This window comes from Paraburkholderia sp. Ac-20347, assembly GCF_017104805.1.
GTDB lineage: Bacteria > Pseudomonadota > Gammaproteobacteria > Burkholderiales > Burkholderiaceae > Paraburkholderia > Paraburkholderia tropica.
The window spans coordinates 13,956-27,036 of sequence record NZ_JAAGPN010000013.1; the positions used below are offsets into that span (position 1 = coordinate 13,956).

Below are 13,081 nucleotides of genomic sequence, written 5' to 3' on the forward strand. Positions count from 1 at the left end.
CAGGCACGGCGCCGTCCGAGGGCTGATGCTTGATCGAGCGTCGTGCTCAGAGGTAGCCGATGCCGTCCACGTAGGCCTTGCGCCAGCGCACGATGCTCACGCGCTCGAACAGGTCCACTTTCCAGAACGGATCTTGCGCGATGAACTGCTCGGCCGCTTCGCGCGTTTCAACGTCGACGATATAAATGCCGCCGCCTGCGCTGCTGCCGTCGTCGTTGAGCTTCGCGCCGCAGGCGAGCAGCAGCGTCTTGTTGGCTTCGAGAAACGCGAGATGCACATCGCGCTCGCTGGCGCGTACATGTGCGTGACCGGGCTTGTCGAAAGTTTCGATCAGAAAGGGCATGGCAATCGCACTCCGCTTAATTGGGCGCGATGGCCGAAGGATGCTGCGCGAGCGGCGTGACGCTGATCTTCATGAACGGGAACAGCGGCAGCGCGGAAAGCATCGTGTGCAGCTCGTCGTTCGATTCCACGTCGAATACGCTGTAATTCGCGTACTCGCCCACCACGCGCCACAGATGACGCCATTTGCCTTCCTGCTGGAGCTTCTGCGAAAACGCCTTTTCCTCGGCCTTCAGCGCGTCGGCGAAAGCCTTGTCGGTGTCGGCCGGAATCTGGACTTGCATATGAACGAGAAACAGCATCGTGAACTCCTGTTGATTCGAATGAGGCGAGCGAAGAAAAATCCTGGTTTGAGCGTTAGCCCCAGATGAGAATCGCCGCCGAATACACGATGCCGATCCAGATCATCATGATGACCGTGTAGCCCATGATGTCCTTGAGCTTGAGTTTCGACAGCGCGAGCGCCGGCAGAATCCAGAACGGCTGCACCAGATCGTTCCACGCGTTGCCGAGCATCACCGCCGTGGACGTATGACCGACCGACGCGCCGAGCGTCTTGGCCGCCTCGATCATAAACGGTCCTTGAATGACCCAGTGGCCGCCGCCCGACGGCGCGAAGAAGTTAATCACGAACGAGCTGATCAAGCCCCAGAACGGCAGCGTGGCCGGCGTGGCGACTTTCACGAACGCTTCGGAAAACGTGTTGACGAGCCCCGACGACGCCATGATCGCCATAATGCCCGCATAAAACGGATATTGCAGAATGATGCCGCTGATCGTGCGAATGCCTTCGTTCAGTTTCTCCACATAGCGGATCGGCGTGCCGAGCAGCAGGATGCCGAGGAACAGAATGAAGAAGTTGATGAGATTCAGGTCGATGCTGCCGCCCTGCACGAAATGCAGCGCCACATAACCCATGCCGATCAGGCCGATCACATAGCTCAGCACGCGGCTGTTGTTCAGGCGGTTGGCGAGCGTATTGCCATCGTCCACGTCGATCGCGGGTGCTTCCGCCTTCGCCTGCGCTTCGCGCGCACGGTCGATTTCCTTCACGGGCTGGCCGGCCTTCGGATGCAGCCACGCATTCAGCAGCGGCAGCGTGATGATGGTCACGAGGCTCGTGATCAGCATCGTCGGTGAGAAAATGGTTTCGGATAACGGAATAACGCCCATCTGCGCTTCGAGCGGATGACCCTTCGTCGAGATCAGCACGGGAATGCTGGCCGACAGCCCGAGGCCGTAGAGCGTAAAGCCGCTATACGCGGAAGCGATGATGAGCGGGTAATGGACGCCGTTCACGCGCATCGCGAGCTTGCGCGCGACGATGCCGCCCACGACGAGACCGAAGCCCCAGTTCAGATAACTGCCGATGCCGCCCACCAGCGTCGCGACGATGATCGCCATACGCGGCGAATTCACGTGTGAGACGAGACGATCGAGAAAGCGGTCCGTGAGCGGCGCGGTTGCGAGCACGTAACCCATGGCGAGAATCACGGCCATTTGCGTGGTGAACGCGAGCAGCGCCCAGAAGCCCTTGCCCCAGCTCGTGGTGAGCGCGGTGACGGCCTGGCCCTGGACGATCACGGCGAGCGCCATCGTGAGCAAGGTCAGTCCGATGGCGAAGACAAAAGGATCGGGCAGATACCGGCGCATCAGCTCGGTGAAGAAGGCGGTGACTCTTTGCATGGCTGTGTCTCTTTCAATTCGTAGTAGTTCTTGGGTCTCTCTCGCGGTCCATGCCGCGAGCGTGTGGTTCAATCGTCGCGGCTGTTGGGCGTGTCGGCGTCCTTGTTCGAAGCGGTTTTGCGCTGACGCGCGAGTTGCATCAGTTGACGATCGCGCCAGGCCACACGCGCGTCCCATTGATCGAGCGGCAGAGCGGCGCGGCGCGCGGCTTCCACCTGAGCGACCAGCTCGGGCGTCCACGGATCGTGCTGGCCGCGCTCGGCGCCCATGCGTTCGTACGACGGCCCCATCTTTTGCGCGTGCGAAGCAATGCCGCCGCGCGTATTCAGATCGACCGTTTCGAACGGACCGATCACCGACCAGCGCGGCGCGAGTCCTTCGCGCATCACGGTGTCGATGTCGTCCACGGAAGCCACGCCGTCGCGCACGAGGCAATACGCTTCGCGCAGCACCGCGCCTTGCAGGCGGTTGAAGATGAAGCCGGCGACTTCCTGCTTCACGCGCACAGGCATGAGGCCCGCTTCGCCATAGAGCGCGATCGCGCGCGTGGTGGCCGCCGCCGACGTGAAGGGCGCGGGCACGATCTCGACCACCGGCACGAGATAAGGCGGATTGCCCGGATGCGCGACGAGGCAGCGCGCGTGGCCCGGCAAGCTTTCGTCGACGAATTTCGACGCCGCGAGAAACGACGAAGCGCTCGCGATGATCGTCTGCGCGGGCGCGGCGCGATCGAGCTGTGCGAACAGCTCGCGCTTGAGTTCCGCGCGCTCGGGCGCGCATTCCTGCACGAGATCGGCGTCGGCGGCCGCGGCTTCGAGCGTATCGACGATCTCCACGCGCGCGGCGATCTGCGCAGCGCTTTCGTCGATCAGCGCGAAACGCGTGAGGTCGTCGAGACGCAGCGCGATTTCGGCGGGCGCGGCGGCGCGGCGTTGCGCGTCGGGATCGAACAGACGCACGCGCCAGCCCGCCCGCGCGAACACGACGGCGAAGGCCACGCCGATGCTGCCTGCGCCGATGATGCCCGCGCGGCGCGAATCTTCCGGGGAAGCGATAGCGTTCGACGAAGTCGGTGACATCGTCAGACTCCCGCGACGCCGACGGTCATCCCGCCGCACACGTAGAGCACCTGGCCGGTCACGAAACCGCTGCGCGCGTCGAGCAGATACGAGACCGCGTGCGCGACGTCGTCGGGCGTGCCCACGCGCTTGACGGGCACGGCGTCGATGATCGCCTGCGTGCGCGGCGCGCCGGGCGGATTGGCGCGGTCGAAGAGTTCGGTGCGGATCGGGCCGGGACCGATGGCGTTCGCGGTCACGCCGAACGCGCCCAGTTCGAGCGCCCACACACGCGTCATGCCGATCAGCGCGGCCTTGGTCGCCGAGTACGCGGTGCGCAATTCCTTGCCGAGCGCCGCGCGCGACGACATATTGACAATGCGCCCGAAGCCCGCCGCCTTCATGCCCGGCAGCAGCGCCTGCATGCACTGCTGCGCGCAGCGCACGTTGAGCGCCCACGCGCGTTCGAGTTCGTCGAGCGTCTGATGTTCGGCGTCGGCGGGCAGCACCACGCCGACGTTGTTGACGAGGCGCGTGATGGGGCCGCCTTGCAGCGCGCGCTCGAGTGCGGCCGCTGTCGCCTGCGTATCCGAAAGATCGGCGATGATGCCGTCGCCCATGCGATCGATCACGACCGCTTCGTAGCCGTCGGCTTCGCAGCGCGCGGCGCATGCCGCGCCGATGCCGGCAGCGCCGCCGGTGATCAGAACTCGTTCTTTAGCCATGTCGGTCAATCGAAAATAGCAGGAATGCTAACTAAAAGGAATCGAATCGGAATTCGGATCACACCGTGGCGACCGGCGTGACGGGCGAGCCCATCGCGCCCGGCAGACGCAGCGGCGGCGCGGTGAGCATGAAGCGCGTGCGCCCATGTTTGCGCAGCCACAGCGCGAGATCGCGCAAGTACCAAAGCTCGCCGAGCGGCAAGCCCAGCTTGAACAGGCAGTGATGATGCAGCGGCATCAACGGATGTTCGCCCGGCGTGGCCGGTGCGCGCGCGGGATAACGCTCGACCGCGTAGTTGTCGGCGGCCAGCGCGGCGATGCCCGAATCGGTGATCCATTGCAGCAGTTTTTCGTCGCGGCCATCGAGCGCGCTGCAATGGCTCGCGAGCACGGCCTCGTCGGGCTGACGATTCATTTCGAGCACCATTTCGGCGAAGCCCGTGCGCAGCACCAGCATGTCGCCGCGTTCGACTTCGACGTGGTCTGCTTCGATCACGCGCATCAGGTCGTCATAGCCGACCGTGCGGAATTCGCGCCCGAAATGCGCGGCGAAATCGATCAGAACGCCGCGGCCCTGCATGCCTTTGACGGCGAGATTCTCGATGCCGAGCACGTCCGCGTGGCTGTGCTCGCCGCCGCAGGCGTGCGGCGCGAAGTTGTTTTCCGCGCGATAGTCCATCGGGCCGACGATGTGATCGTTCGCGCGATAGCCGTTGTAATAGACGCTTTCGGCCACGTCGTCGCCATTGGCGTCGAAGCGTGCGCCCACGTGGGCGAGCGCGTCCCATTGCGTCGAATATTGCAGCGAGAGCAGCACCTGGTCGTCGCTGACGACGTCGGTCGCGCCCGCTTCGTTGCGCGCGAACGGGAAGTTCACATACGGCAGGCCGTCGCGGAACGTGGGGCGCAGCACCGGCGGATGGCGGCGCACGTTGAGCTTGCTCTCGCCCGGAAAGTCGAGCGGCAGCGAGAGCGTGAAGCTCAGGCCCGCACGCACCTCGCGCGCGCCCTTGAGCACCTGTTCCGTGCCGATGAGGTTGGGGCGTCCCAATTGATCGTCGGGACCGAAGTCGCCCCAGTTCGAGCCGTCCGGCCGATTCTTCCAACGCATGCTGTCTTCCTCCATTCCCGCCTTCGCGAGCGGCGCACGATACGACGCGGCGGCGCGCTCAGATCGCGAGCAGCGACGGCGGGATTTGTGCGTACACCTCGAGCAGCGCCTGCACGGCATGCTGCTCGTTCTTCAAAAGCCGCGCCTTGGGCGCGCCGATGACGAGCGCGAACGCTTCGCCATGAATCAGGAAACCGCGCGCGAGGCCGGCCACGTCTTCCACGCTTTCGCCGGTCGAGCGATGCCAGCCGTCGATCACGCCCTGATCGACTTCGCGCTCGAACACCGCACGGTCGATCTCGCGGCCATCGGTCGTGAGCAGCGGCGGCGAGCAACTGTCGAGCAGTTTGCGGCGAGCGGCGGGCGCGAGCGCGCCGAGCAGCGCCTTGCCCGCGGCGCTCGCGATCGACATGAAGCCGCCGGGCTCGTCGCTGTAGCGGATCTTCTGGCGCGACTCCATCACGTCGAGATAGACGACGCGATTGCCCGCGAGCGTGGCGAGCGCGGCGGTTTCGCCGGTCGCATCGCGCAGCGCCGAAAGCAGCGGCTGGAACATCAGCGTCAACGGGTCCTCGCTGCAGATGTCGCGCGCGACGTGCAGCAGGCGTTGCGTGGGGTAATAGCCCGCCTTCACGCCCGGCGCGTAGAGGTAGCCCTTGGCCACCATCGTCTGCAGGAGGGCGTGACAGCTCGAAAGCGGGATCTCGGTTCGACGCGCAATTTCGCTGTAGATCATCGGTTGCCGGACTTCGGCAAAGAGGTTGATCACGTCGAAGACGCGGACTGCAGTTTTCACATCCATGAGAGCATTATCGGCATATCGATAGCGGTCTGACAATATGCTTTCGGGTAAACACCTAAGTTGTGTATTGGCGGTGGATTGAAACACCTGCGCCTGAGTGGATGTCGTTGATCAGAACCCAATAAATAGATTCTGTTAGTCGGTCGAAGGGCAATTGCAATGTTTCTGAACGATACTTACAATGCGAACAGTTCTCATTACGGAAAATGACCTGACTTCGATCACTCGCGGTCGGGACGATCATTGTGCTAACAACCGACTACGCAGCTGAGACGGGCATAGCGCGCCTTTACGCCGACCATCACGGCTGGCTGCTGGGATGGCTGCGCCGTCGGCTGGGCGACACGTTTCTCGCGGCGGATCTGACGCAGGACACGTTTGTGAGCGTGATGACGTCCGATCCCAAGGACGACATCCGCGAGCCGCGCGCGTTTCTCGCGACCATCGCGCGGCGCGTCATGGCTCACTACCATCGCCGGCGCGCGCTCGAGGAAAGCTATCTGCAGGCGCTGGCCGAAATGCCCGAGGCATTCGCGCCCGCGCCCGAAACGCGCCTGATCGTGCTGGAAGCGTTGCTGCTGATCGAGCAGGCGCTCGACGGATTGCCGCCCAAGGTCAAAGAGGCGTTCCTGCTCGCGCATCTCGCCGAGATGACCTACGCGGAAATTGCCGAGCGTTTGCAGGTGACGACGCATTCGGTCAAAAAATATCTGACGCGGGCGAGCAGTCAGTGCCTGTTCGCGCTCGCGGTGAATTGAGCGCACATGACGGCCCTGAAGTTATTGCCCGGCAAACAGCCGCTTGCGAAAGGCGAGCCGATTAGCGCCGCGACCGCGGAAGCCGCCGCCGCCTGGTTGACCGTTTTCATGAGCGGCGAGGCGACCGACGCCGATCGCGCGCAGTGGAGCGCGTGGCGCGCCGCGAATCGCCAGAACAATCTCGCCTGGGAACATATCGAGTCGATTGTCGGGCAACTGGATGTCGTCAAATCGAAGGCCGCGTATCAGGCGGTGACGTCGTATCGGCGCGGCAAGGCGGTCGATGCGTCGACGCGCAGAAAGGTCATGCAGGCGCTGGCGCTTAGCGGGTTTGTCGTCGGCGGCGCATGGTTGATGGCGCGACGCGACGACGGCCAGGACGCCGCGACGCGCTATGCGAGCGGCACCGGCCAGCGCACGATCCGGCTCGACGATGGTTCGGTGGTGACGCTCGACGCCGATACGGCGATCGCTGTCGATTTCGACGCAAACCGGCGCATCGTGCGGCTGCAAAAAGGCGCGATCTATGTGGTCACCTCGCACGGTTCGCCACAACACGCGGACGTGCGCCCCTTCGCGGTCGTGAGCGAATCCGGCCGGGTTCGCGCGCTGGGCACGCGTTTCGCCGTACGCGTGAATGCGCATCGAACCCTGGTCGCGGTCGAGCAGAGCGCGGTTGCGATCACGCCGCTGCGCAATCCGCAGCACGAGCAGGTGATTCACGCTGGCGAGGAAGTCGATTTCACCGATCGCGATATCGGCGTGGTGAAACCGGCGGACTTTAAAACCTTTTCGTGGACGCGCGGCCAGATCGCCGCCGACGATATGCGGCTCGACGCCTTTGTCGGTGAATTGAATCGCTATCGTCCGGGTTTCGTGCGTTGCATGCCGAACGTTGCGTCGCTGCTGATATCGGGGGACTTTCCTGTGTCGGATACCGACCGGATTCTGGATTCCCTGCCGCATGTATTGCCGGTGAAGATCCTGCGATTGACGCGTTACTGGACTGTCGTCGCCTCGCGTTGAGCGCGTTTGCGTCGCGTCGGCTCGCCGGAATATCGATGTGACGAAATTTTTTTCGTATTTGCAGTACCCGACTTGTGTTCTCGCGGCACCTAACAAGTGTAGTCGAAATTGCAAACATCACTTGTGAGGAAAGCATGTCGCGCAGCAGTGAGCCGTATCGTCATTCCAGCAATCCTTTGAGCGCCGCCTGGGCGTTCGATTATGTTCAGTCGCCGCGTCGCGCACCGATGGTTTGGGCCGCCGCGCTGTGCTTTGCCGCTGCGTCGTCGGTCGCGGCTTCGTCTGCGTTCGCCGGGCAGGAGAGCGTGTCGAATGCGCAGGCCGGGACACAGACCGGCACGCAGACCTACCATATTCCCGCAGGCGATCTCGGTCCCGCGCTGCACCGGTGGGCGAGTACGTCGAATGCATTGTTGAGCTTCACGTCGCAGCAAACCGCAGGTAAGAGCACAGCGGGCATCGACGGGACATTCGCGCCGGAACGCGCGCTGAAGAAATTGCTCGAAGGCACCGGACTCGAACCGGTCAAATGGGACAGCGGCGGATTCGGCCTGAAAGAAGCGACTGAACAGATGGCCGGCGCAGCAACGGTTGCGTCCGCAACGGAACCGATTCTGCCCAGCGTGCCCGTGACTTCGACGCGCTCGGGCAACGTATTGCAGTCGAACCTGCATCTCGCGCGCATGGCGTCGACGGTTCAGGATATTCCGCAAGTCGTCAACGTCGTGCCGCGTGACGTGCTCGAACAGCAGCAGGTCACCACGCTCGAACAGGCGCTGCGCAATGTGCCGGGCATTACCGTCGCAATCGGCGAAGCGAATGGCGGTGCGAACGGCGACCAGTTCCGCATTCGTGGATCGACGGCGAAAAACGATTCGTATCTCGACGGCCTGCGCGACTTTGGCGTGTATGCGCGCGATACCTTCAACACCGAAAAAGTCGATGTCATCAAGGGACCGTCGTCGGAAAATTTCGGCATGGGTTCGAATGGCGGCGCGATCAATAGCGAAAGCAAACTCGCGCATCTGGGTAATGCCGCGAGTATCGAAGGCATGATCGGAAATGGTCCGATGAATCGCGAAACGGCCGACGTCAATCGTCAGTTTGGCGACAGCACGGCATTTCGTGTGAATCTGATGCGCCAGGATCAGGACGAAGTAGATCGCAACGGTGTGAAGTCGAATCGCTGGGGCGCTGCGCTTTCTTTCGCCGCCGGGCTGGGAACGCCGACGACGTGGTACATGAATTACATGCACCAGAGCAACGACCGCACGCCGGACTATGGCCAGCCGCTGATCGGACGCACTTCCACGTCCGTGCGGCAACCGGTGGCTTCCGCTTTTGGCGTCGATCGCGCGAACTATTACGGTAAGGACACCGACCGCGACGTATCGAGCGCGGATATCTTCACGTCGCTTTTCAAGCACAAGATCGACGAGAAAACGTCGATCAGCAACGACACGCGCTTCGGCTATTACGAGCGCATGTTCAGTTCGACCTCGCCGTCGTGCGATCAGACTTGCGCGAATTCCTATTTCAACACCGGTGACGGGACCATCGTGCTCGGCTCGGGCGGCGGCCCGCGTTACAGTCAGCGCGATTTCGGCGTCGAGAATATGACGACGCTCGCCACGGCGTTCGATACCGGGCGGCTCAAGCACGATGTGCGTCTCGGTCTCGACATCACCTACGAAACGGATCATCGGCAGCAATACGCGTATTTGAAGCCGGATATGTCCGGCACGACGACCAAGATTCCCGGCACGCTGCTGCATCCGAATACGAGTTCGAGCAATTACATCGTCGGCATCGATCCGAAAGGCACGAACGACGTGCGTGATTCGTCGCTGACCAATGTGGGGATCTTTGCCAGCGATCGCGTGTATTTCACGCCGCATTGGTCCGTGCTCGGTTCGGTGCGTTGGGACTATTACGAGCAGTCGGCGCAACTCTCGACGCTGTCGACCGGTGTGACGTCGACGAATGTCAGCACCACGTCGAACTTCTTTAGCCCGAAGTTTAGTCTGATCTGGGAGCCGACCGAGTATCAAACCTATTACCTGTCGTATGGCTGGGCTTCGACGACGCCGTGGGCCGGGTCTATTTCCGCCGACGCGAATCCGTTGGGCGTGAACAGTACGACTGCCGCGAGCAATGCGCTGCGCAATCTCGATCCGGAGAAAACGAAAACGCTCGAACTCGGTGGCAAGATCGGTTTGCTCGGCGATCGACTCGGTCTGACCGGTGCGCTGGTTCGTACCGAAAAGAACAACACCTATTATGACGACGGGAGTGGCAATTTCGCCGCGACTGGCAACAAGGAACGCTATTACGGCGCCGAACTCGGTTTGACCGGCCAGATTACCCAGGACTGGACGACGTATCTCGGCTATATGTACCTGCACAGCGAGATTACCGATGCGACCACGAAAACCAATATCGGCAATCCGGTTCAGGGCGTGCCGACCAATTCGGCGACACTCTGGACCACGTACGATTTCACGCGACTGTTGCACGGCAGCGTGCCGGGTCATTTCATGATTGGCGGCGGCGTGACGTATCGCGACAGCATGTATATTCGCGACGATATGATGGCCAAGGTGCCGTACAGTTTCTCGCTCGACGCCATGATTGCGTACCAGTACAAGAACGTGCGTGTGGCGCTGAACGGGTACAACCTGACCAACCGCATCAATTACGACGAGTATTTCGCGGGCGAAAACGCGAACACGGCACGCGCGACGCCGTCCGCCGGACGCGCCGTTATTCTGAGCGTGAAGCTTTCCATGTAACCGACCGTGCGGGCGTGATCGTGTTTCAGGGCGATCACGCCGTACAGCGAGAATCGAATGATCGTGAAAATACCGAAACTGCTGAGTCAGGAGGAAGTCCGGTACTGCAGAAACGTGCTTGAGGCTTCTGAATGGATCGACGGCAAGGCGAGCGCGGGCGAACAGGCGCGCGATGTGAAGGACAATCTCCAGCTTGAAATCGGCTCCGAGCCGTTCGTGGAGTTGGGGGAGCGCGTGCTGCGCGCGCTCGGCCGCAATCCGTTGTTCAATTCGCTGACGATTCCGCTGCGTGTGCGCTCGCCCATGTTCAATCGCTACGACGTTGGCATGCATTATGGTCCGCACGTGGACGGCGCGATTCACAGCGTGCCAGGTGCGCCGCGTATGCGCGCGGATTTATCGTCGACGTTGTTTCTTTCCGATCCGGACGAATACGACGGCGGTGAACTGGTGATGCATCGTTTGCACAGCACCGAAGTCTACAAACTGAATGCGGGCGATCTGCTGGTCTATCCGACCGATGTCATTCACAGCGTCAGTCCCGTGACGCGCGGCACGCGCTGGGCGGCATTTTTCTGGACGCAATCGCTCGTGAAGTCGCAGGAGCAGCGCACTATTCTGCACGAACTGGATATGGCGATCGTGGAGATCAGAAAGCTGTTGCCGGACGCGCACCCCGCCGTCCTCGCGCTGACGAGCAGCTACCACAATCAATTGCGGCTGGCCTCGGAGTTGTGACGCGAGCTGGCCGATTTCCGGAATCGGTTGACAGCGCCAGGCGCCGACCGTTGCCTTTCATTTCCATTGGAGCGGACGTCTGAGCGCGTGCGCGGCGCGATGTGCCGTATTATGTCGCTGGGAAACGTTCTCAGTCCTTGCCGCTCACCGCCATGACAGAAACCGTGCATTTGCCGACCGGAGATTCCAGCGCGCCATTCGATGTGGAGTGGGACGCGGGCGATCTCGGTTGCGGCGAACTGCTGCTTAAGCTCCGTGTGAGACTGAGAACCATGCCGGGCAAAATCATCAGACTGATCGCACGGGATCGCGGCGCGATCGAGGATATCCCTTCATACTGCCGGATTACCGGGCATCAACTGCTGCTTGCTGAACCAGATAAAGGAATTTTTTTCATCAAGGCGAAAGGTTGATACTGTCTGTCATGGAAAAGCATTAGCCTTCGTTTATCCACTGTGCAAGAGAACCGGGAGAATATCGTGTCTGGAAAATTCGTGGTCAGTCTGACTCGAGCCAAAGACGACACCGACAGGGCGACGGTTGCCTTTGTCGTGGCGAACGCGGCCGTTGCCAGCGAGAAAGACGTTGTCGTTTTTCTGAATATCGAAGGCACGCGTCTCTCGCAATCCGGTTATGCGGACGATATTCACGAGTCCGGCTTTGCGCCGCTCAAGGAATTGATGACGAGCTTCGTCGACGCAGGCGGCAAGATCTACGTCTGTTCGCCGTGCTTCAAGAAGCGCTCGCTCGACGAAGACAAGCTGATTCCGGGCGCGAAGATCGTGGGTGGCGCCATGCTTGTCGAATTCATGAGCGAAGGTTGCCCCAGTCTCAGCTACTGAGGGCGGCCATGACATCTCTCCACACGTTCGCCGGGGCCGCCGGCGCTGGATTGTCACGTCCATTCTATTCGGATTCCATATTATCTTTCGAGACACGAGGCCGTCGCTCACGCCGAACCTGGTTACAGGTCTGTGCATCGCTGGTGCTGCTCGCACCCCTCGCCGCGCGCGCGGCGGATTCCGCACCTGCCCAGCAGGCTTCGTTTCGCACGGAGAACCAGTTGGTCGTCAAGGTGCCGCCTGGTGCGAAGCAGGTCCGCATCTGGTTTCCCGTCCCTCAGCAGACGCCGTGGAACGAGGTGAAATCGTTTAGCGTGGACTCGGCTTACCCCGTCGAGTATCGGCAGGATTCGTGGGGCAATCGGGTCGGTTATATCGACGTTGCGCAACCGAACACAGCGACGATCGACATCACGGAGCATTTCGACCAGACGCTCACCGAGCGCAAGACACATCTCGATCCGTCGAAGACACGTCCACTCACCGATGCGGAGCGCACTGCGCTACAGCGTTATTTGTTGCCGACGAGTTATGTCATCGTCAACGATGAGATCAAGGGCCTCGCGAAACAGATTGTCGGCGACGAGCAGAATCCAATACTCGCTGCACGTAAGCTCTACGATTGGACGCTCGATCACGTGACTTACTGGGTGGAATATCCGGATCGAATGAAGCCTTCGGATTTCGGCAGCACGGACTTCTGCCTGCAGACGAAGAGTGGAAATTGCACGGACTTTCACTCGCTGTTTTCGTCGCTCGCGATGGCGGACGGCATTCCGACGCGGATGGTGTATGGCTCGCTGCTCAAACCGACACTCGACGGCGTGAAAGTCGATGCGAGCTATCACTGCTGGATCGAGTTTTACGCGCCGAATTACGGCTGGATTCCACTCGACGTGTCGCTCGCGAATGTCTACGGCAAGGAATTTCCGCTCACGGATCAGAACCGAACGCTGGTCGAGCGGACCACGGCGACCGGCTATCACGGGCTCGACAAGAGCAAGATCGACTACTACTTCGGCAATCTCGACGACCGCCGCTTTTCGTGGTCGACCGGACGCGACCTGATGATGCAGCCGCCGCAGCAGGATGGGCCGGTCAATTCGCTGGCCACGCTTTATGTCGAAGTGGACGGCAAGCGTTACACCGGCTGGACGCGCAAACTGACTTATACGCAGACGTCCGGCAAGAGCGAATGACG

At 61.6% G+C, this 13,081-nt stretch carries 14 protein-coding genes; 7 read left to right on the plus strand and 7 right to left on the minus strand.

What is annotated here, in order from left to right; all coding sequences use genetic code 11:
- Nucleotides 1-46 precede the first annotated feature (46 nt).
- From G3N97_RS04325 to G3N97_RS04355, 7 genes are all read right to left on the minus strand, one after another.
- Complete coding sequence (locus G3N97_RS04325; protein WP_205992079.1) at nucleotides 47-343, minus strand: YciI family protein; 297 nt, start codon at nucleotides 341-343, stop codon at nucleotides 47-49.
- 16 nt (nucleotides 344-359) lie between these two features.
- Complete coding sequence (gene catC / locus G3N97_RS04330) at nucleotides 360-644, minus strand: muconolactone Delta-isomerase (RefSeq protein ID WP_065057970.1); 285 nt, start codon at nucleotides 642-644, stop codon at nucleotides 360-362.
- A 55-nt stretch (nucleotides 645-699) separates the two neighbouring features.
- Entirely contained in the window at nucleotides 700-2,028 is a 1,329-nt protein-coding gene (locus G3N97_RS04335; protein ID WP_205992081.1) for a TIGR00366 family protein, read from the minus strand.
- Between the two features lie 68 nt (nucleotides 2,029-2,096).
- Nucleotides 2,097-3,107: a 3-hydroxyacyl-CoA dehydrogenase gene (locus G3N97_RS04340; protein ID WP_205992083.1), complete on the minus strand. Its 1,011-nt coding sequence runs from the start codon at nucleotides 3,105-3,107 to the stop codon at nucleotides 2,097-2,099.
- Between the two features lie 2 nt (nucleotides 3,108-3,109).
- Complete coding sequence (locus tag G3N97_RS04345; protein WP_205992085.1) at nucleotides 3,110-3,811, minus strand: SDR family oxidoreductase; 702 nt, start codon at nucleotides 3,809-3,811, stop codon at nucleotides 3,110-3,112.
- 58 nt (nucleotides 3,812-3,869) lie between these two features.
- Nucleotides 3,870-4,922 carry a cyclase family protein gene (locus G3N97_RS04350; RefSeq protein WP_205992086.1) on the minus strand — a complete coding sequence of 351 codons (1,053 nt, stop codon included), beginning with the start codon at nucleotides 4,920-4,922 and terminating at the stop codon, nucleotides 3,870-3,872.
- Between the two features lie 58 nt (nucleotides 4,923-4,980).
- Nucleotides 4,981-5,724, minus strand: coding sequence for a helix-turn-helix domain-containing protein (locus tag G3N97_RS04355; protein ID WP_065057973.1), 744 nt, complete (start codon nucleotides 5,722-5,724; stop codon nucleotides 4,981-4,983).
- A gap of 245 nt (nucleotides 5,725-5,969) precedes the next feature.
- Here G3N97_RS04355 and G3N97_RS04360 point away from each other — a divergent pair, with 245 nt between their 5' ends.
- From G3N97_RS04360 to G3N97_RS04390, 7 genes are all read left to right on the plus strand, one after another.
- Entirely contained in the window at nucleotides 5,970-6,482 is a 513-nt protein-coding gene (locus tag G3N97_RS04360; RefSeq protein ID WP_346778015.1) for a sigma-70 family RNA polymerase sigma factor, read from the plus strand.
- A 6-nt stretch (nucleotides 6,483-6,488) separates the two neighbouring features.
- On the plus strand, nucleotides 6,489-7,508 hold the full coding sequence (locus tag G3N97_RS04365) for a FecR domain-containing protein (RefSeq protein WP_205992088.1): 1,020 nt from the start codon (nucleotides 6,489-6,491) through the stop codon (nucleotides 7,506-7,508).
- A gap of 134 nt (nucleotides 7,509-7,642) precedes the next feature.
- Entirely contained in the window at nucleotides 7,643-10,300 is a 2,658-nt protein-coding gene (locus G3N97_RS04370; protein ID WP_205992090.1) for a TonB-dependent siderophore receptor, read from the plus strand.
- 57 nt (nucleotides 10,301-10,357) lie between these two features.
- A complete protein-coding gene (locus G3N97_RS04375) occupies nucleotides 10,358-11,038 on the plus strand; it encodes a Fe2+-dependent dioxygenase (RefSeq protein ID WP_205992092.1) in 681 nt (226 codons plus the stop codon).
- A gap of 137 nt (nucleotides 11,039-11,175) precedes the next feature.
- Nucleotides 11,176-11,451, plus strand: coding sequence for a sulfurtransferase TusA family protein (locus tag G3N97_RS04380; RefSeq protein ID WP_241030375.1), 276 nt, complete (start codon nucleotides 11,176-11,178; stop codon nucleotides 11,449-11,451).
- A gap of 66 nt (nucleotides 11,452-11,517) precedes the next feature.
- Complete coding sequence (locus G3N97_RS04385; RefSeq protein ID WP_205992094.1) at nucleotides 11,518-11,880, plus strand: DsrE family protein; 363 nt, start codon at nucleotides 11,518-11,520, stop codon at nucleotides 11,878-11,880.
- Nucleotides 11,881-12,023: 143 nt separating this feature from the next.
- The gene (locus G3N97_RS04390; RefSeq protein ID WP_205992096.1) at nucleotides 12,024-13,079 is read left to right on the plus strand and encodes a transglutaminase domain-containing protein; all 1,056 of its coding nucleotides are present in this window, start codon (nucleotides 12,024-12,026) and stop codon (nucleotides 13,077-13,079) included.
- Nucleotides 13,080-13,081: the final 2 nt, after the last annotated feature.